Genomic DNA, 18724 nt, shown 5'->3' with positions numbered 1-18724 from the left:
GGTTTCAAATTGAAACCAGATTCCAGAGGCTTGCCCGATGATACCTTCGCTGACACGCTGGATAACCCTGTTGCTTGCCACCACCAGTGCGATGGCTGTGGCGACGGTGTACTTCGCTCAACCGCTGCTTGAGTCGATGGCTGCTGAGTTGGGGGTGGCGCAGCAGCAGATTGGCTGGGTAGTCGGCGCGACCCAGGCGGGCTACGCCCTGGGGCTGCTACTGATTGTGCCGCTCGGGGACTTGGTCGACCGTAAACGTCTGTTGCTTGGCCAGTTGCTGTTCTCGGCGCTTGCGCTGGTCGGCGTTGGCATGGCGCCGAACTGGGCAATATTGCTGCTGGCTCTGGCTATCACTGGGTTGATGGCCGTCATGGTGCAGGTGATGGTGGCTCATGCCGCGAGCCTGGCCTCACCTGGCCAGCAAGGGCAGGCGGTAGGCACTGTCACCAGTGGTGTGGTGCTGGGCATTCTGCTGGCACGGCTGGCTTCGGGCGGGCTTGCCGACCTGGCCGGTTGGCGAAGTGTGTACCTGGTCGCCGCAGGGCTCTTGATGTTGTTGGCGCTGGTGCTGTGGCGCAGTCTGCCCGGCGGGCAGCCGATGAGGAGCCGGCCGCGTTACCGGGCGCTGATCATGGCCCAGTTCAGTTTGTATCGGCACGACAGGTTGCTGCGCCAGCGCGGCGTGTTCGGTGTATTGATCTTCGCTGCATTCAGCGTGCTTTGGAGCGCCATGGTCATGCCGCTAAGCGCTGCGCCGCTGGCGCTGAGCCATACCGAGATCGGCCTGTTTGGCCTGGCAGGTGTCGTGGGTACGCTGGCGGCTTCGCATGCCGGGCGTCTGGCCGACCATGGGCGGGGTGAGCGTACAACCGGGGTGTCGTTGGCCCTGCTGACGTTGTCGTGGCTGCCAACAGCGTTCGTCGAGCATTCATTGCTGGCCTTTGTGCTGGGTGTGCTGATGCTGGATTTTGCCGTGCAGGCAGTGCATGTTACCAACCAGAGCCTGTTGCTGACCGGACGTGGTGCGATGGCTAGCCGTTTGATCGGCGCCTACATGTGTTGCTATTCGCTGGGCAGCGGTTTGGGGGCGGTGTTGGCGAGCTGGGTGTTTGCACACTGGGGCTGGGTTGCGGTGTGTGGGCTTGGCATGGGCATCAGTGCCGCCGCGCTGTGCTACTGGCTATGGCTGCAGCGCGCGAGGGCGGCCGAGGCCGCCCTGCAATGTTCAGGTCAGAACTTGTAGCCTAGGCCGACCATGTATACCCACGGGTCGACGTCGACGTCGACCTTGGTCTTGCTGTAGCCAAGGGCGGTCGGGCCGTTGACGCTGGCCTTGGTGTCGATGTCGACGTACCAGACCGAGGCGTTTACCAGCAGGTTGTCGGTCAGCATGTAGTCCATGCCCAGTTGGCCGGCGATACCTACCGAATCCTGCAGCTTGAGGTTGCTGAAGCCTTGTTGCTTGCGTGCGCTGCTCAAGTCTTCGTCAAAGAACAGGGTGTAGTTGATACCGACGCCAGCGTACGGCTGGAAGCGCGAATTTGGCTCCATTGGGTAGTACTGCAGCGACAGCGTCGGCGGCAGTTGCTTGATGTCCGCCAGCTTGCCGTCCAGCCCGCCGCCCAGACCTTTTACGGCGACAGTGTGCTTGAACGGGGTAGCTGCCAGCAGCTCCAGGCCGATGTGGTCGGTGAGCATGTAGGCAAAGGTCAGGCCCAACTGGGTATCGCTGTCCAGGGTCGCCTTGGTGCCCGACACCTTGTTACCGTCGAACTTGAGGTCGCCGCTGCTCTCGTTCGGGGCGGTGGTGATGGCGCCTGCGCGCAGGATCATGTCCCCCGCCTGATAGGCGTGGGCGGCAGGGGCGGCGAGCGCAAGGGCCACAAGCGAGGCACCCAGCAAGGACTTGTTCATGGAAGCTCCCAAAGGACGTTATTAATCGAGTAGTCCAATGGTACGGAGCTGGTTAAACGGAAAGTTTGACCCAGCTCAACGAAGCGTCTTCACGAATTCGAAACAGTTCTCATCTCAGCTCATAAGCGTAGATTTTCTCGGCTTCCATTTGGTAGCCAGCGTCGGCCAGCTCGCTGCTGGAAGCTCTAACCTGCATCTTTCCCTCGATCCAGTAGGGCTGGTAGAGGTCTTCGACGCGCACGCCCATCTCGCTGAAAATATGCACGATCTGGTTCGGTGGTGGCGGCGGCACGTGGATGCACGCGCCATAGTAAGGGACCAGCAGGAATTCGGTGGTGCGGCCTTCCTCGCTGACCTCCAGGGGCACGATGTAGCCGGGCAGTTTGACCTGTTGGCCGTCGAGGCTTTTTACCACTGGCGCGTCGGGCGCCTGCTGGCGCGCGGGCGGGGCGGATTCGGCAGACAATGCGCTGCTGAGCTGTGACATGTCGTGCAGCGGAGCCAGTTGCGGCGGGATGACCGGTGCACCTTCAGGGATCAGCGCGGGCCAGTCCAGCTCCTTGGGTTCGGCGGCCCACAGAGGCATCGCTACCAGCAACAGCAGGGCCAGCAGCATGTGCATTGCCGGCCTCTTCGCGGGCATGCCCGTTCCCATAGGTACTGCACAAGGTCCGAAGCCTGCGGGGCTCCCTGTGGGAGCGGGCGTGCCCGCGAGGCAGGCGGAGAGGTGTTTGATCATTACGCGCACTCAGAGGTGGATGGACAGGCCGTCGGCCAGCGACTGGCGGTAAGCCCGCCACGCCGGCACGCTGCCCATCAGCAACGCGGCCCCCATGATGATAGCCAGCAAGGTCCATTCATGAGTACTTGGCAGAGCCAGTGGCAAATACAAACCATAGTTGGCCTGCACATACCCCTGTGCCAGGGCGATACCCGCATATAGCAAGCCAAGCCCGGCCACGATCCCGACCGACGCCAGTGACAGTGCTTCCAGTACCAGCAACCCTGCAATATGCCAAGGCCGGGCCCCGACCGAGCGCAAGATTGCCATTTCTCGGCGGCGTTCGTTGAGGCTGGTGAGAATCGCCGTGAGCATGCCGATCAAACCGGTCAGCACCACGAATAGTGACACCACGAACAATGCCTGCTCTGCGGTGCCCATCAGGCTCCACAGCTCTTGCAGGGCGACCCCAGGCAGGATCGCCAGCAACGGCTCGCTGCGGTATTCGTTGATTTCCCTCTGCAGACTGAAGGTTGCGATCTTGCTGTTCAGGCCAAGCATGAATGCAGTGATGGCAGCAGGTTGCAGGTCCATCGTACGGGCCTGCTCGGCGCTGATGCGCCCGGCGCCACGGGCGGGTACGCCGTTGTGCCAGTCGATATGGATCGCCTCCATGCCGCCCAGGCTGATATGCAGGGTGCGGTCGACGGGGGTACCGGTGCGCTTGAGTACGCCGACCACGGTAAACGGCTTGTCGTCGTGCTTGACCAGACTGATTGCGGCCACGCCGTGGGCCAGCACCAGCTTGTCACCCAGCTTGTAGTGCAATGCCTCGGCCACTTCGGCGCCGAGCACCACCTCGAACGGGTCGTTGGCAAACTCTCGCCCCTGGCTCAGTTGCAGATGCTGGCGGCGGCCGTACTGGTAATGGCTGAAGTAATCTGTGGTGGTGCCCATCACTCTGTAGCCGCGGTGCGAATCGCCCAGCGAGATCGGGATTGCCCACTTCACCCGTGGGTCCTGTGCATAGTGCTGGAAGCTGTCCCAGCGGATGTTATTGGTCGCGTTGCCAATGCGGAACACCGAATACAGCAGCAGGTTCACCGAGCCAGAGCGTGCGCCGACGATCAGGTCGGTGCCGCTGATGGTGCTGGCGAAGCTGGCACGGGCTTCGGTACGGACCCGCTCAACAGCCAGCAGCAGGCACACCGACAGGGCAATGGCGAAGGCGGTCAGAAAAGCGGTGAAGCGGCGGTTGGCCAGGCTGGCCAAGGCAAGGCGGAGCAGGTACATCAGGCCTCCCGGGGCTTGGCGGCACGGTTCAGTTCAGCAAGCGACAGGTGGCGGTCGAACAGCGGTGCCAGGCTCTGGTCGTGGCTGACGAACAGCAGGCTGGCACCGGCGGCGCGGCACTCATCGAACAGCAGGCGGATGAACGCTTCGCGGGTGTCTGCATCCAGAGCCGAGGTCGGTTCGTCGGCAATCACCAGCTCAGGCTGGCCGATCAGTGCGCGGGCGGCGGCGACCCGCTGCTGCTGGCCGATCGACAGGCTGTCGGCGCGGCGGGCAAGCATGGCAGGGTCGCCCAGGCCCAGGTGGGTCAGCAGCGTGCTGGCCGCCTGGTCAACACTGCCATGGCGCTGCTCGGCGCGTGCCTTGCGGCTGCGCGAGAAGCGGCAGGGCAGCTCGACGTTTTCACGTACCGAGAGGAACGGCAGCAGGTTGAACTGCTGAAAGATGTACCCTGTGTGATCGACCCGAAAACGATCGCGGGCGCCCTGGCTCAGGCTGCCGAGGTCCTGGCCGAGCAGCTGGATGCGACCCTTGTCCGGCACGTTCACCCCGCCCAGCAGGCCCAGCAAGGTCGTCTTGCCACTGCCGCTGGGGCCTTTGAGAAACAGTGCCTCACCAGCGTCCAGGCGCAATGCCGGAATATCCAGCAGCGGCGGGTGACCTGGCCAGGCGAACACCAGGTCATGCAGATCGATCAACGGCTGGTTCATTCAGAAGGCGACCGCTGCCTTGGCCGGCGTGGATTCCAGGCCTTTCTGGCCATTGGGACCGATCAGTTGCACGTTGATTTTCTGGGTGGCGGGGAAGGCCTTGAACAGCGGCGCCAGGTCCAGCTGGGTCATTTTGTCGGGGTTGGCGCACGTCAGCTGGTAGTGGGCGCCGATGTCGCTGTGCTGATGGCCGTGTTCGTGTTCATGTTCGTGTTCGTCACTCTCGTCATCGGCCTTGGAGGCGTCACCGAAGAGAGGGCTTTCCAGTGCCTGCTGGTCTTCCTTGCAGTTTGCGGCGCCAGAAAGACCGAAGAGCTTCAGTGGTTGTTCAAGTTGCTGGCGCACGGCGGCGACTTTGGCCTTGTCGGCATCGCTGCTGGCGGCATGCTCGAAGCCGACCAGGTTCATTGCCGGGCTGTCCAGCTCCAGTTCCAGGGTATTGCCATCGAGTACCGCGTTGAGCTTGGCCACGCCATGCTCGTGGGCGCCGAGCGAGCCGTGGGCGTGGTCATGATCATGGTCATCGTGGGCATGGGCAACGGCCAGTGGCAGCAAAGCGAAGGGCAGGGCGAGCAGCAGGCGACGCATGGACGACTCCGGAGCGGGCTGAAAGATTCGGTTATGTTATAACAACTTTTCTGCTTGCCGCCAGTCTGTGTGGCACAGGTTTCATGTTGCGGTAGCATGGCTGCATTGACGTGAGTTCAAGGAATGCATCATGAGAGTTCGTGGACAGATTGGTGACTGGCCGGTGGACCTGACCATCGAGCTTACGCCTGAAGAGTGGGCGCAGTTGGGGCGGCAGACCGAGGTGCCGGTGGTAGCCCAGGCGGCTGCGACAGCAGCGGTGGCCGGGCCGCGCCAGAATGACGCTCAGTGGGCTGCGGCGCGTGATGTGTTGCGCCTGGCAGGACAGATGAGCGGGCCGGAATTGCTGGACCGGCTGGAAGGGTTGGCCGGGAGTACGGCGGCGGGCAAACGGCTGCTGGTGCGTTTGCGGCACAGCAGTGAGGTCAAGGTGGAGAGTGGCGTGGATGCGCCGGTTTATCACTGGGTCGGGTGAGCGCTGTCTTGCTCAAAATCTGAAAAGTCTGCGCGGTCGCCCGTAGGAGCGGGTTTACCCGCGAACACCGGCAGAGCCGGTGCCATCCACTGTGTCGGTTTCTTCGCGGGCATGCCCGCTCCCACAGGTCCAGCGCAGGCTTCAAGGTCACTCAGAACATTGCCGCCGACAGCTTGCGACGATAAACACCAACCAGCGGGTGATCGCCACCCAGCAAATCGAACACCTGCAACAGCGCCTTTTGCGGCAGCCCGTTCTCGTAGCCACGGTTACGCTGGAACAGCTTCAGCAGCCCTTCCAGCGCCGCCTCGTACTGCTGGCGCGCCAGTTGCTGAATGCTCAGCTGATAAGCCGCCTCGTCGTCTTGCGGGTTCTGCGCCAGGCGGCTTTTAAGGTCAGCCACTTCCGGCAGGCTGGCAGCCTGGCGCAGGAAGGTCAGCTGGGCCTTGGCACCGGCCAGTGCAGCTTTGTGTTCGTCAGTCTTGACCGCATCCAGCACCACTTGCGCTTCGCCCAGCTCGCCACGCTCGGCCAGGCAGCGGGCATACAGGATCAGCGCTTCGGCATTGCTGTTGTCCTCACCCAGCAGCGCCTGCAACAGCGCTTCGGTTTCGGCAAAACGGCTTTCGGCAAACAGCGCCTTAGCCTGTTCCAGTGGCGAGGCGGTGGGCGCGGCTGGCATTTGTACATGCGGCTCGAGCATGGCGCGGATCGCCGACTCCGGTTGTGCCCCGGCAAAACCGTCAACCGGCTGGCCGTCCTTGAACAGCACCACTGTCGGCAGGCTGCGGATGCCGAACTGGGCAACCACCTGTTGCTCCACGTCGCAGTTGATCTTGGCCAGCAGCAGTTCGCCCTGGTAACCCTCGGCAATCTTTGCCAGCAATGGCATCAGCGCCTTGCACGGCGCGCACCACTCGGCCCAGAAGTCTACCAGCACCGGCTTGTGGAAGGAGTTCTCGATCACCAGTTGCTGGAAGGTGGTATCGGTGGCGTCGAAAATGTAAGGCGTGTCTTGGGTCATCGCGACTCTCGCAAACTCGTGTATGGCAACACTATAAGGTGTCGCGGCTGGCGTGGTACAGGCTGACCCGGCGGAATTCGTGTGGCTCGGCCAGGTCCGGCAGGGTCAGTGCTTCGAGCACGCCCAATTGCTGGTACAACGGGTGGCGAAAGTCACGTACTCGCGAGTCGGCCACCAGGGCCTGGCGACCGCGGCTCAGGAAGGCATCCAGCAGCGGCAGGTTGGCGCGGTCGTACAGCACATCGGCAACCAGGATCAGGTCGAAGCGGTCTTCCTCGGCAAAGAAATCGCTGCTGTAGCTTAGTGTCACCCCGTTCAGTGCTGCATTCGCACGGCAGGCATCGAGGGCCAGCGGGTCGAGGTCGCAGGCCACCACTTCCAGTGCACCGGCGCGTGCAGCAGCAATGCCGGCGATGCCAGAGCCGGCGCCAAAGTCCAGCACGCGCTTGCCCGCCACCCACTCCGGGCGTTCGGCCAGGTAGCGGGCCATTGCCAGCCCACTGGCCCAGCAGAAACTCCAATAGGGGGGCTCTTCAAGAATGCGCCGGGTTTCTTCGCTGCTGAAGGCGCGATCCATGTTCTGGTCGTCGATCAGCCATAGCTTCAGGTCGCAATCGGGCAGTTCGCTGACGATCAGGCGCGCTTCGCCGATCAGGCCGCTGAGGGCCTGTTGCAGGGCCAGCGGCGCCACTTACGGCGCCTTCTCGAAACGCAGCGGGCCTGTGGCCTGGGTCTGTGCCTGGATAATGCGCACAGGGGGCAGGTGCATGATCAGCTGGCCAGAGTTGCTGGCGCGGCCACGCAGTTCGACTCGGGCACCGGGCGGGAAGGCTTCGGGGTTGAAACGCAGGTGGTAGGGCAGTGCCTGGCCAGTACCGGTCAGCTTGCTGCTTGCCAGCAGGCGCTGCGGACGGTCGCGTTCGTCGATGACCAGCAAGGCCAGTTCCACGTCGGCACCTGCCGGGATTTCCAGCAAGGTGCCGCTCAGCTCGCGCTGGTAGGCCGGCAGCGGACCCGGTACTTCGGCCTTGGCCGAGCGGGCAGGGGCGGGCGCCGGGTTGTCGGTCTTTGGCCTGTCGCTGCCGCAGGCGGCAAGCAGACCGGCGCAGCACAGCACGACGAGCGCTCGGTAGTGCATGGGGGAGTCCTTCACGGGCATATTTCCCATGGATGTTAACCCCTTTGGCTTGTCTTGCCAGTGCAATGCGCTACCATGGCCCTCCCTTTTTTTGTTGCCTGCCACCATGCACTGTCCCTTTTGCGGTGCCAACGACACCAAGGTCATCGACTCTCGCCTCGTCGCCGAGGGCGAGCAGGTGCGCCGCCGCCGTGAATGCGTGGCCTGCGGCGAGCGCTTCACCACCTTCGAAACCGCCGAGCTGGTGCTGCCCCGGCTGATCAAGCAGGACGGCACGCGTCAGCCCTTCGACGAAGAAAAGCTGCGCGCCGGCATGCAGCGGGCGCTGGAAAAGCGTCCGGTCAGCGTCGAGCGCCTGGAAGCCGCGCTGGCGCACATCAAGAGCCGGCTGCGAGCCACTGGCGAACGCGAAGTCAAATCGCTGGTGGTCGGTGAAATGGTCATGGCCGAGTTGCGCAAACTCGATGAAGTGGCCTATATCCGCTTTGCCTCGGTGTACCGGCGCTTCCAGGACCTCGACGAGTTCCGCGAAGAAATCGACCGTCTGGCCCGTGAGCCAGCTAAAGAGTGAACATGCCCAGCCAAGCCGCCATCCTAGACGCCCACTACATGGCCCGCGCGCTGGAGCTGGCGCGCAAAGGCCTGTACACAACCCACCCGAACCCGCGGGTCGGCTGCGTGATCGTACGTGATGGCGAGGTGGTTGGCGAAGGCTGGCACGTACGCGCCGGCGAGCCGCATGCCGAAGTGCATGCCCTGCGTCAGGCGGGTGAACTTGCCCGCGGGGCTTGTGCCTACGTCACCCTGGAACCATGCAGCCACCATGGCCGTACGCCGCCGTGTGCCGAAGCGCTGGTCAAGGCCGGCGTGGCGCGTGTAGTAGCCGCCATGCAGGACCCTAACCCGCAAGTGGCGGGACAGGGCCTGCGGCGCCTGGCCGAAGCCGGAATCGAAGTGGCCAGCGGGGTGCTCGAAGCCGAGGCTCGCGCCCTCAACCCAGGCTTCCTCAAGCGCATGGAGCATGGCCTGCCGTTCGTTCGCGCCAAGCTGGCCATGAGCCTGGATGGCCGCACCGCCATGGCCAGTGGTGAAAGCCAGTGGATCACCGGCCCGGCCGCCCGCTCGGCGGTACAGCGCCTGCGCGCCCGTTCCAGCGTGGTGCTGACCAGCGCCGCCAGTGTACTGGCCGATAACGCACGCATGACCGTGCGTGGCGCCGAGCTGGGTCTGGATGCCGAAACCACTGCCCAGGCACTCAGCCGCACACCCTTGCGAGTGTTGGTCGATGGCCGCCTGCGCCTGCCACTGGCTGCGCCGTTCTTCCAGGTCGGCCCGGCTCTGGTGGTGACTGCTGTCGCAGATGACCCGCGCTATGCCGCTGCCGGCCACGAATTGCTCAGCTTGCCGGGCGACAATGGCCAGGTCGACCTTGCGGCGCTGCTGCAGGCCCTGGCCGCCCGCGGCGTAAACGAAATCCTGCTGGAAGCTGGCGCTGGCCTGGTGGGTGCCTTTGCCAGGCTGGGCCTGGTCGATGAGTTCCAGCTGTTCGTCGCCGGCACCTTCCTCGGCTCCCACGCCCGCCCATTACTGGACTGGCCACTGGAAAAGATGAGCGAGGCGCCGCGGCTGAAAATTACCGAAATGCGCGCAGTGGGCGATGACTGGCGGGTCACTGCCATCCCCCTGCCGGCGCCCGGCGTATAATGCCGGGCTTGCCCTGCGCAAACCGTTTTTGAGGAAGACCCCATGTTCACCGGCATCATCGAATCCATTGGCACCATCCGCAGCCTGACCCCCAAGGGTGGTGACGTGCGCGTCTACGTAGAAACCGGCAAGCTCGACTTGGGGGACGTCAAACTCGGCGACAGCATCGCCGTCAACGGTGTATGCCTTACGGCCGTAGAGCTGCCGGGCGACGGCTTCTGGGCCGATGTCAGCGTCGAAACCCTCAAGCGCACCGCCTTCATCGACCTCAAGAGCGGCAGCAAGGTCAACCTGGAGAAAGCCCTGACGCCCACCACCCGCCTGGGCGGGCACCTGGTCAGCGGCCACGTCGACGGGGTCGGCGAAATCATTTCGCGCAGCGATAACGCTCGCGCCATCCAGTTTCGCGTGCGTGCACCGAAGGAACTGGCCAAGTACATCGCCCACAAGGGTTCGATCACCGTCGACGGTACCAGTCTGACGGTGAATGAGGTCAATGGCGCCGAGTTCGAGCTGACCATTGTCCCGCACACTCTGTCCGAAACCATCATGGCCGATTACCGTGCAGGGCGTCGGGTAAACCTTGAGGTCGACCTGCTGGCCCGTTACCTGGAGCGCTTGCTACTGGGTGACAAGGCCGCCGAACCGAGCAAGGGCAGTGGCATTACCGAAAGCTTCCTGGCCGCCAATGGCTTCTTGAAATCCTGATTGAGAAGGGGGTGCCGCGTGGCGCTCAACAGCATCGAAGAACTGGTCGAAGACATCCGCCAGGGCAAAATGGTCATCTTGATGGATGACGAAGACCGTGAGAACGAAGGCGATATCATCATGGCGGCCGAATGCTGCCAGCCCGAGCACATCAACTTCATGGCCAAGCACGCCCGTGGCCTGATCTGCATGCCGATGACCCGCGAGCGTTGCGAAACGCTGAAGCTGCCGTTGATGGCACCGCGCAACGGCTCGGGCTTCGGCACCAAGTTCACCGTGTCGATCGAAGCCGCCGAAGGCGTCACCACCGGTATTTCCGCCGCCGACCGCGCACGCACTGTGCAGGCTGCCGCAGCCAAGGACGCCAAGGCCGAAGACATCGTCAGCCCTGGTCACATCTTCCCGCTGATGGCCCAACCAGGCGGTACGCTGGCGCGTGCCGGCCACACCGAAGCCGCCTGTGACCTGGCGCGCATGGCCGGTTTCGAGCCAAGCGGCGTGATCTGCGAAGTGATGAACGACGACGGCACCATGTCGCGCCGCGCCGAACTGGAAGTGTTCGCCGCCGAGCACGGCCTGAAGATCGGCACCATCGCCGACCTGATCCACTACCGCATGATCCACGAACGCACCGTGCAGCGTGTTTCCGAGCAATCGGTGGAGAGCGAGCTGGGTGAGTTCAACCTGGTCACCTACCGTGACGCGGTCGAAGGCGACGTACACATGGCCTTGACCCTGGGCAAGATCTGCGCCGAAGAGCCGACCTTGGTACGGGTACACAATATGGACCCACTGCGTGACCTGCTGCTGGTCAAACAGCCAGGTCGCTGGAGCCTGCGCGCGGCCATGGCCGCCGTGGCCGAGGCCGGCAGCGGTGTGGTCTTGCTGCTGGGCCACCCACTGGACGGCGACGTGCTGCTGGCGCACATCCGCGAAAGTGCGGGCGATGCGCCGACCAAGGCCCCGACCACCTACAGCACTGTGGGTGCCGGTTCGCAGATCCTGCGCGACCTCGGCGTGCGCAAGATGCGCCTGATGAGTTCGCCGATGAAGTTCAACGCGATATCCGGATTCGATCTGGAAGTTGTAGAATACGTGCCCTCCGAGTGACTTGAGGCGGCATTGACGCCCTCTGCTCGAGTCCAGACCCCTGCCGAGGCCGCTTGTATGCGGCCTCGCTCTTGAAGATGAGAATATCGGAATGACCCTGAAGACCATCGAAGGTACCTTCATCGCCCCCAAAGGTCGCTATGCTTTGGTGGTTGGCCGCTTCAACAGCTTCGTTGTCGAAAGCCTGGTAAGCGGTGCCGTTGACGCCCTGGTACGCCATGGTGTCAGCGAAAGCGACATCACCATCATCCGTGCCCCGGGTGCATTCGAGATCCCGCTGGTGGCACAGAAGGTCGCCCAGCAAGGCGCCTACGACGCGATCATCGCCCTGGGCGCCGTGATCCGTGGCGGTACCCCGCATTTCGAATACGTGGCGGGCGAATGCACCAAGGGCCTGGCCCAGGTGTCCATGGAGTTCGGTGTTCCGGTGGCGTTCGGCGTACTGACCGTCGACTCCATCGAGCAAGCCATCGAGCGTTCTGGCACCAAAGCCGGCAACAAAGGTGCTGAAGCTGCCCTGTCCGCACTGGAAATGGTCAGCCTGCTGGCGCAGTTGGAGGCCAAGTGATTAGCGACGAAAGCGATCGTTTCAACCCGCGCGATCCAAAACCTGCGGATGCCGGCAAGCCCTCGAAGAGCGCCAAGCGCCGCGAAGCCCGCAAGCTCGCGACCCAGGCCCTCTACCAGTGGCACATGGCCCAGCATTCGCTGAACGAGATCGAAGCGCAGTTCCGGGTGGACAACGATTTCACCGATGTCGACGGTGCCTATTTCCGCGAGATCCTGCATGGGGTCCCGGCAATCAAGGGCGAAATCGACAAGGCGCTGGTGCCTTGCATGACCATCGCACTGGAAGAGCTCGACCCGGTTGAGTTGGCCGTGCTGCGCCTGTCCACCTGGGAACTGATCAAGCGCGTCGACGTGCCGTACCGCGTCGTGATCAACGAAGGTGTGGAGCTGGCCAAGGTCTTCGGTGCCACTGACGGCCACAAGTTCGTCAACGGCGTATTGGACAAGCTCGCCCCGGCGCTGCGTGAAGCAGAAGTCAAGGCGAACAAGCGCTGATCCTGGCGCTGCCTGGCCATGGGTGAGTTCGAGCTGATCAACCATTACTTCGCCGCTGCGCCTTGTGCGCAGGGCGGCGATGGCGTGGCGCTGGGAATCGGCGACGACTGCGCCCTGCTGGACCTTCCCCCCGGTGAGCAACTGGCGGTGTCGACCGATACCCTGGTCGCCGGGGTGCACTTTCCTGCTGTTTGCGATCCGTTGCTGCTTGGCCAGCGTTCGTTGGCCGTGGCGGCCAGTGACCTGGCAGCCATGGGTGCGACTGCAATCGGCTTTACCCTCGCACTGACCCTGCCTGACGTTGGCCCTGACTGGCTGGCGGCCTTTGCCGACGGCCTTGGTCGCATGGCCCACCGTTGTCGCATGAGCCTGATCGGTGGTGACACCACGCGCGGCCCGTTGAGCATCACCGTGACCGTGTTCGGCCGCGTACCGGCTGGCCAGGCCTTGCGCCGCAGCGGTGCAAGGCCGGGTGACCTGCTGTGTGTCGGTGGTTCACTGGGCAAGGCCGCCGGTGCATTGCCGCTGGTGCTGGGTGAGCGCGAGGTGCCTGCCGCGCAGGCCGAGCCGCTGCTGGCCCATTACTGGTCACCGATGCCGCAGCTCACCCTCGGTGCCCTGCTGCGTGGCCGGGCCACGGCGGCGCTGGACATCTCCGACGGGCTGCTCGCCGACTGTGGGCATATTGCCAAGGCATCCGGTGTCGCGTTGGAGGTGAACCTGGCGCAAGTGCCAGTGTCTCCTGCTCTGGAGAGCTTCCTCGGCCGTGAAGCAGCCGTGCAGGCAGCGCTTACCGGTGGCGACGATTACGTACTGGCGTTCACTTTGCCACCCGAGGCGTTGGCGCCTCTGGCAGCCTTCGATTTTATCGAGGTGCATACCGTCGGCCGTGTGCTCGAAGGGCAAGGCGTGACCTTGCGCGACGCGCAGGGCCAGGACATCACCCCCGTTCAGCGGGGCTATCAACACTTCAGGGAGATACCGTGACCGATCACCCCAATCAGGTGCCTGCGGAGTTCGTTCCGCCTTCGGTCTGGCGCAACCCGTGGCACTTCATCGCTTTTGGCTTTGGTTCTGGCACCTTGCCCAAGGCGCCGGGTACCTGGGGCTCGCTGGTGGCCATACCGTTCATCCCGCTGTGGCAGATGCTGCCCGACTGGGGTTACTGGCTGTTGCTCGGCGTGAGCATGCTGTTTGGCTTCTGGTTGTGTGGCAAAGTTGCCAATGACTTGCGCGTACACGACCATGAAGGCATTGTCTGGGACGAGATTGTCGGCATGTGGATCACCCTCTGGCTGGTGCCGGAGGGCTGGCAGTGGCTGTTGGCAGGGTTCCTGCTGTTCCGCTTCTTCGACATCCTCAAGCCGTGGCCGATCCGCTGGATCGACCGCCATGTGCACGGGGGCGTCGGCATCATGCTCGACGATATCCTGGCCGGCGTGTTTGCCTGGCTGGGCATGCAGGTTCTGGTGTGGGCGGTTGCCTGAAACAGGGAGTGCGTGAATGGCCATAAGGACTGTACTGCTGGCAATGCTGCTGAGTGTTGCCCCGTGGGTGGCGGCTGCCGAGAGCATGCCGAAACAGATCCATCTGGTTAGCGAGGAGTGGCTCGACTACACCAACGCCGACGGTACCGGGGTGGCCTGGGATGTGCTGCGCAAAGTGTTCGAGCCGGCCGGAGTCGAGGTGGTCACCCAGAGCGCGCCCTACAGCCGGGCGGTTGGCCTGGTCAGGCGCGGCGAGGCTGATGCCTGGGTTGGCTCGTACAAGGAAGAAAACGACGACAATCTGTACCCGCGCTGGCACTTCGACATGGACCATATCTATGCCTTGGGGCTGGCCAGCAAGCCTGCGCCTACGCTGGAGACCATCGGCAAGTACCGGTTGGCCTGGGTGCGTGGCTATGATTACGGCAGCTACTTGCCCAATGTGCACGAGTTCCGCGAAATCCAGCGTCGCGAGGGCATTTTGCCGATGCTCGAGCATGACCGGGTGGACTACTACATCGACGCACTGACCGAGGTGGACTACGTGCTCGGGCAAGCCCCCCAGCCCGAGCGCTTTCGGCGTACCCATGTGGCCGAGTTGCCGTTGTACCTGGCCTTTGCCCGTAACGACCAGGCCAGGGCCCTGCGCGATCTGTTCGACAAGCGCATGAAAGAGCTGGTACGTAGCGGCGAACTGAAGCCGATTTTCGAGCACTGGAAACAGCCCTATCCGTTCAACGCGGACAGTCGCCCGCACTGAGGCCGAATACATTGAGGTAGATCGCGGTTCTCTGTGGCAGCGGGCTTGTGATTGAGCGGTGGCTTTCAATAAGTATCGAACTTTTCGATCTTAACCCACCGTATACAGCCAGCCCACATCCCCCAACCTGCTGATACAATCGGCCCACGAGAAAATTCCTACTTATTCCAGGAGCACAACGTGCCCGTCGTCTTTGTTGCCGCCTCTAAACTCCCGACGCCCTTCGCGACCTTCACCATGCATGGCTTCCTCGACGAAGCTACAGGCCGTGAGCATGTGGTGCTCAGCCTGGGTGATATCGCGGACGGCCAGCCGGTACTGGGGCGCCTGCATTCCGAGTGCCTGACCGGCGATGCACTGTTCAGCCAGCGCTGCGACTGCGGCTCGCAGCTTGAAGCCGCGCTGCAGGCCATCGCCCGCGAAGGCCGTGGGGTGCTGTTGTACCTGCGTCAGGAAGGCCGTGGCATCGGCCTGCTGAACAAGATACGCGCCTACGAGCTGCAAGATGGCGGCGCCGACACCGTCGAAGCCAACGAGCGCCTGGGCTTCGCTGCCGACCAGCGTGACTACGCCATATGCCTGCCGATGCTCGAGCACCTGGGCGTCAAGTCGCTGCGCCTGATGACCAACAATCCGCGCAAGGTCAAAGCCCTGACCGACATGAACATCGTGGTTGCCGAGCGTGTGCCGCTGCACACCGGGCATAACCCGCACAACCGCTACTACCTGGCGACCAAGGCCGGCAAGTTGGGCCACATGCTGGGCAACGAACACCAGGGCGAGGTGCCCCAGGCGTGACCCGCGCCGAGGTCAAGCGGCGCCTGGCACTGGCCTGGTGGCAGTACCTGGCGGTGGGCCTGGTACCGTTGCCAGTCATGGCTTGGGCCTTTGGGGGAGGCGATGCGCTGCCTCCGGTGTTGGCCATGCCGCTATTCATCGCCGGTGCGGCCACCATGTTTCTCAGCCTGCCGCGCTTCGGCGCCTATAAGCGCGCACTTATTGCCACCTCCAAAGTGCTCGGTACGGGTGAAGAGCCCACTGCCTGGATCGAACTGGCACGGGTACGGCGCGTGGCCATGCTGTATGCCTGCTTCCCGGCTTGGGTCGCCGCACTGTCGGTGCTGGTCGGCCTGGAGGCGGTGCCGCAGATCCTGCTCGCATTGTCGACGGTTGTAGTGCTGTACCTCTATCGCATTCCGCGCCAGTTGGGCTGATGCGACTGCTACCTGGCCTGCTGGCGTTGTTCGCCTGCACCGTACAGGCTGCCGAACCGCTGCGTGTCGTCAGCCTGGCCCCCTCGATGAGCGAGATCATGCTTGAGCTGCAGGCCGACGACCTGCTGGTGGGCGTGCTGGATGGCGGCGACCGGCCGGCTGCGCTGCGCCACTTGCCTTCGGTCGGGCGCCAGGGGCAACTGGACATGGAGCGCCTGCTCAGCCTGCGCCCCGATCTGTTGCTGCTGTGGCCAGGCAGTGTGCCACCGGCCCAGCGTGACCAACTCAAGCGCCTGGGTATTGCCACCTTCAGCGCCGAACCCCATGACATCGACCAGTTGATTGAGCAGATCGAGGCCATTGCCGGGCGTATCGGGCGGGCCGAGCAGGGCCATTCGTACGCGCGAGCCCTGCGTGAGCGGCTGCAGCAGCTGCGCCAACAGTATCGGCGTGACGAGCCCTTGCAGGTGTTTTATCAAGTCTGGGATCGGCCGCTGTACACGCTCGGTGGCCGCCAGGTGGTGACCGACGCCTTGGCCGTGTGCGGGGCGCGCAATGTGTTCGCTGACCTTGCCCAGCCCGCGCCGCAAGTGAATGTGGAGTCCGTGCTGCTGCGTAATCCGCAGGTCATCCTGGCAGCCGATGAGGCGCAACTGGCCAGCTGGAAGGCCTGGCCGCAGATTCGGGCGGTTGCTGATGGGCGCCTGCTGGTGGTGCCGGACAAAGGGCTGGAGCGTCCCAGCGGGCAGATGATCGAAGCCACCGCCCGCTTGTGTGCGTTGCTGGACGCTAAAGCGCCGGCGTCCAGGTGACGCTGAAGAGCACAGTGCGGCCTTCTTCGCGGTAAGGGTGATACGTGCCCTCGTAGCTGTAAAGGGCGCGGCTGTAGTTGCGGTCCAGCAGGTTATCCAGTTTGGCTTCGAGTTCCAGTTCATCGCTAGCCGCCCAACTGCCGCGCAAACCAAGCAGGCCATAGCCACCGATGCGGTTACGGTTGGCCTCATCGTCATAACTGCTGCTGACCGCCTGCCAGCTGGCACCCACGCTGAAACGCCCGAACTCACGGTCAAGGTCCAGGCTCAAGGAGCGGCGGGCTCGGCGGGCGAGGGTATGGCCGGTCTCGCGGTCGCGTGGGTCGATCAGCGCCAGGCCAAGCTGGCTGTGCCAGGCGCCCCATTGCTGCGCTAGTGCCATTTCCACCCCATTGATTCGTGCCGAGGCGACGTTACGGGGTATCGAGTCCTGGCCAAAGATGATCGCGTCGCGCAGATCGGTGCGGTACAGCGAAGTCTCCAGCCGACTCTCTGTACTCAGCTGGCTGCGCCATTGCAGCTCGTAGCTTCTGGAGTGCTCTGGGTCCAGGTTCGGATTGCTGAACTGTGGGTAATACAGGTCGTTGAACGTCGGAGCGCGGAAGCCTTCGCTGTATGACAGCAGCACATCGTTGTTCGCGTTCAGCGGTACGGTCAGGCTGCCGCTCCAGGTGGTCTGGCCACCAAACTGTTGGTTGCGGTCATGGCGCACGCCCAGCTCAGTGGAAAACGGCTCGCCCTGGTAGCGGTGCTGGGCGAACACGGCACGGTTCCAGCGGCTGTCCTCAGTGAAGTCGGTACTGCCGTGTACGCGGTCTTCGTACCAGTCGCCACCGATCAGTACGGTGTTCCGTTCGCCGATGGACAGGTCGTTCTGCCAGGTAGCCTGATCGCGGTAGGTGTTGAACACGAAGCGCTCAGCGCTGAGCTTGTCGCGTTTGTCGTCCCGGTTCTCGCTATGTGCCAGTTCAAGGCGTGAATGCCAGGTTTCGGTGAACTGAACGTCAAAGTAGCTGCCCAGGCTGCTGACGCTGAAGTCGGTGTAGGGTTGTTGACCGAAGCTTTCGAAGGTGACCGGGTCGAAGCCACCGAACGGGTTGTCGTACTCGCTGCGACCACGGCTGTCGAGCAGGTTCAGGCCGACCTCGAAACGCTCACCGAAGGTGTGGCTCAGGCTCAGGTTCACCGCCTTGTTGCGGTAGGCGTCGTGGTCACCATCGCTGGCGAAGGATGGCCCGGTCGAGTCGATACCGGCAGTTTCATCCAGGCTGGCGCCAAGGTTGAAGCGGGTCGAGTCGTTGCCGCCAGAAAGCCCCAGGCTGCGTTGGAATGTCTGGTTGCTGCCGGCGGCCATGCGCAGGCGTGGCTGCAGGCCGGGGCCATTGCTGCGGCGGGTGAAGATCTGAATAACCCCGCCAATGGCATCGCTGCCGTACACCGCCGAGCGCGAGCCACGCAGCACTTCAACCCGCTCGATCTGATCGACGTCCAGAAACTGCAGGCCGCTGTCGCCCGAAGTGGCATTGGCGATGCGTACGCCATCGACCAGCACCAGGCTTTGCGCCGCCTTGGTGCCACGGATAAAGATGCCCGGCAGGCTGCCACGGCCACCGGTAGGTGCCACTTGCACGCCCGGTACGCGGGAGAGCAGGTCAGTGACGCTGGTGGGTTGCAGGCGGTCGATGTCGGAGCGGGTGAAAACCGTGTTGGCGGCACTGGTGGCGGTTCGCGACTCGACCTGACGGCTGGCGCTGATCAGCACGTCGGGGAGCTTGAGGGCGTCGTCGCGCTCAGCGGCCAGAAGGAATGTAGGGGCACAGAGAATCGTGGTACAGGCAAATTTTTTCATGGGCAGTTCCAAAGAGTTTTCACAGCACTGTGCTGTCCCCGTAGGAGCGGGTTCACCCGCGAAAGGGCCGGGCCTGCTGGCCAATTTCCACCAGCCGTTCACCGTTGCCGCCGCTACCGTATTCGCGGGTAAACCCGCTCCTACAGTGGGCA

Annotated in this window: 23 protein-coding genes; 14 read left to right on the top strand and 9 right to left on the bottom strand. The window is 63.6% G+C overall.

Features of this window, described 5'->3' with window-relative positions; all coding sequences use genetic code 11:
- Positions 1-37: 37 nt before the first annotated feature.
- The gene (locus ACF8GF_RS24400; RefSeq protein ID WP_392461594.1) at positions 38-1243 is read left to right on the top strand and encodes an MFS transporter; all 1206 of its coding nucleotides are present in this window, start codon (positions 38-40) and stop codon (positions 1241-1243) included.
- Here the strand turns inward: ACF8GF_RS24400 and ACF8GF_RS24395 are convergent.
- The 5 genes from ACF8GF_RS24395 to ACF8GF_RS24375 all read right to left on the bottom strand — a co-directional run bounded on the left by ACF8GF_RS24395 (position 1231) and on the right by ACF8GF_RS24375 (position 5226).
- Positions 1231-1914, bottom strand: a complete 684-nt coding sequence (locus ACF8GF_RS24395; protein ID WP_021783920.1) for an OmpW family protein — start codon at positions 1912-1914, stop codon at positions 1231-1233. The genes ACF8GF_RS24400 and ACF8GF_RS24395 overlap by 13 nt on opposite strands.
- 109 nt (positions 1915-2023) lie before the next feature.
- Positions 2024-2536 carry a DUF3299 domain-containing protein gene (locus tag ACF8GF_RS24390; RefSeq protein WP_209968269.1) on the bottom strand — a complete coding sequence of 171 codons (513 nt, stop codon included), beginning with the start codon at positions 2534-2536 and terminating at the stop codon, positions 2024-2026.
- 126 nt (positions 2537-2662) lie between these two features.
- On the bottom strand, positions 2663-3928 hold the full coding sequence (locus ACF8GF_RS24385; protein ID WP_176684346.1) for an ABC transporter permease: 1266 nt from the start codon (positions 3926-3928) through the stop codon (positions 2663-2665).
- Positions 3928-4638 carry an ABC transporter ATP-binding protein gene (locus tag ACF8GF_RS24380; RefSeq protein WP_176684347.1) on the bottom strand — a complete coding sequence of 237 codons (711 nt, stop codon included), beginning with the start codon at positions 4636-4638 and terminating at the stop codon, positions 3928-3930. Before ACF8GF_RS24380 ends, ACF8GF_RS24385 begins: the two co-directional genes overlap by 1 nt.
- Complete coding sequence (locus tag ACF8GF_RS24375; RefSeq protein WP_392487504.1) at positions 4639-5226, bottom strand: DUF2796 domain-containing protein; 588 nt, start codon at positions 5224-5226, stop codon at positions 4639-4641. It abuts the gene before it with no gap.
- A 130-nt stretch (positions 5227-5356) separates the two neighbouring features.
- Here ACF8GF_RS24375 and ACF8GF_RS24370 point away from each other — a divergent pair, with 130 nt between their 5' ends.
- On the top strand, positions 5357-5701 hold the full coding sequence (locus ACF8GF_RS24370) for a hypothetical protein (protein WP_392461588.1): 345 nt from the start codon (positions 5357-5359) through the stop codon (positions 5699-5701).
- 151 nt (positions 5702-5852) lie between these two features.
- On the opposite strand, the gene trxA is transcribed toward ACF8GF_RS24370, so the two are convergent.
- Genes trxA through ACF8GF_RS24355 form a run of 3 tightly spaced genes read right to left on the bottom strand, consistent with a single transcriptional unit; the run spans position 5853 to position 7863 of the window.
- A complete protein-coding gene (gene trxA, locus ACF8GF_RS24365; protein ID WP_176684350.1) occupies positions 5853-6725 on the bottom strand; it encodes a thioredoxin in 873 nt (290 codons plus the stop codon).
- 31 nt (positions 6726-6756) lie between these two features.
- The gene (locus tag ACF8GF_RS24360) at positions 6757-7416 is read right to left on the bottom strand and encodes a 50S ribosomal protein L11 methyltransferase (protein WP_176684351.1); all 660 of its coding nucleotides are present in this window, start codon (positions 7414-7416) and stop codon (positions 6757-6759) included.
- Complete coding sequence (locus ACF8GF_RS24355) at positions 7417-7863, bottom strand: YbaY family lipoprotein (RefSeq protein ID WP_339535389.1); 447 nt, start codon at positions 7861-7863, stop codon at positions 7417-7419.
- A gap of 106 nt (positions 7864-7969) precedes the next feature.
- Between ACF8GF_RS24355 and nrdR the strand changes: the two genes are divergently transcribed.
- From nrdR to ACF8GF_RS24295, 12 genes are all read left to right on the top strand, one after another.
- The gene (gene nrdR, locus ACF8GF_RS24350) at positions 7970-8434 is read left to right on the top strand and encodes a transcriptional regulator NrdR (RefSeq protein ID WP_003255402.1); all 465 of its coding nucleotides are present in this window, start codon (positions 7970-7972) and stop codon (positions 8432-8434) included.
- Between the two features lie 2 nt (positions 8435-8436).
- A complete protein-coding gene (ribD, locus tag ACF8GF_RS24345; RefSeq protein ID WP_392487503.1) occupies positions 8437-9567 on the top strand; it encodes a bifunctional diaminohydroxyphosphoribosylaminopyrimidine deaminase/5-amino-6-(5-phosphoribosylamino)uracil reductase RibD in 1131 nt (376 codons plus the stop codon).
- Positions 9568-9609: 42 nt separating this feature from the next.
- A complete protein-coding gene (locus ACF8GF_RS24340) occupies positions 9610-10275 on the top strand; it encodes a riboflavin synthase (RefSeq protein WP_003255399.1) in 666 nt (221 codons plus the stop codon).
- Positions 10276-10293: 18 nt separating this feature from the next.
- Positions 10294-11385 carry a bifunctional 3,4-dihydroxy-2-butanone-4-phosphate synthase/GTP cyclohydrolase II gene (gene ribBA, locus ACF8GF_RS24335; protein WP_209968241.1) on the top strand — a complete coding sequence of 364 codons (1092 nt, stop codon included), beginning with the start codon at positions 10294-10296 and terminating at the stop codon, positions 11383-11385.
- Positions 11386-11476: 91 nt separating this feature from the next.
- Positions 11477-11953, top strand: coding sequence for a 6,7-dimethyl-8-ribityllumazine synthase (gene ribE, locus ACF8GF_RS24330; RefSeq protein WP_003255395.1), 477 nt, complete (start codon positions 11477-11479; stop codon positions 11951-11953).
- Positions 11950-12450, top strand: a complete 501-nt coding sequence (gene nusB / locus ACF8GF_RS24325; protein ID WP_003255393.1) for a transcription antitermination factor NusB — start codon at positions 11950-11952, stop codon at positions 12448-12450. Before ribE ends, nusB begins: the two co-directional genes overlap by 4 nt.
- Before the next feature lie 18 nt (positions 12451-12468).
- Positions 12469-13437, top strand: coding sequence for a thiamine-phosphate kinase (gene thiL, locus ACF8GF_RS24320; RefSeq protein WP_392487502.1), 969 nt, complete (start codon positions 12469-12471; stop codon positions 13435-13437).
- On the top strand, positions 13434-13937 hold the full coding sequence (locus tag ACF8GF_RS24315; protein WP_028697792.1) for a phosphatidylglycerophosphatase A: 504 nt from the start codon (positions 13434-13436) through the stop codon (positions 13935-13937). The genes thiL and ACF8GF_RS24315 overlap by 4 nt, the downstream gene beginning before the upstream one ends.
- A 16-nt stretch (positions 13938-13953) precedes the next feature.
- Complete coding sequence (locus ACF8GF_RS24310; protein WP_176684356.1) at positions 13954-14697, top strand: ABC transporter substrate-binding protein; 744 nt, start codon at positions 13954-13956, stop codon at positions 14695-14697.
- 180 nt (positions 14698-14877) lie between these two features.
- The gene (gene ribA / locus ACF8GF_RS24305; protein ID WP_003255389.1) at positions 14878-15495 is read left to right on the top strand and encodes a GTP cyclohydrolase II; all 618 of its coding nucleotides are present in this window, start codon (positions 14878-14880) and stop codon (positions 15493-15495) included.
- Positions 15492-15911 (top strand): MFS transporter, encoded by a 420-nt coding sequence (locus ACF8GF_RS24300; RefSeq protein ID WP_176684357.1) that lies wholly within the window; start codon positions 15492-15494, stop codon positions 15909-15911. The genes ribA and ACF8GF_RS24300 overlap by 4 nt, the downstream gene beginning before the upstream one ends.
- Complete coding sequence (locus tag ACF8GF_RS24295) at positions 15911-16723, top strand: cobalamin-binding protein (RefSeq protein WP_176684358.1); 813 nt, start codon at positions 15911-15913, stop codon at positions 16721-16723. The genes ACF8GF_RS24300 and ACF8GF_RS24295 overlap by 1 nt, the downstream gene beginning before the upstream one ends.
- Here ACF8GF_RS24295 and ACF8GF_RS24290 read toward each other — a convergent pair.
- Positions 16701-18572, bottom strand: coding sequence for a TonB-dependent receptor domain-containing protein (locus tag ACF8GF_RS24290; protein ID WP_392461584.1), 1872 nt, complete (start codon positions 18570-18572; stop codon positions 16701-16703). The genes ACF8GF_RS24295 and ACF8GF_RS24290 overlap by 23 nt on opposite strands.
- Positions 18573-18724 lie beyond the last annotated feature (152 nt).

It is taken from the genome of Pseudomonas sp. yb_5 (genome assembly GCF_043103865.1).
GTDB classification, from domain to species: Bacteria; Pseudomonadota; Gammaproteobacteria; order Pseudomonadales; family Pseudomonadaceae; genus Aquipseudomonas; species Aquipseudomonas putida_Y.
The sequence above is the reverse complement of the archived record's forward strand: the minus strand, read 5'-3'. Positions and strand labels throughout refer to the sequence as shown.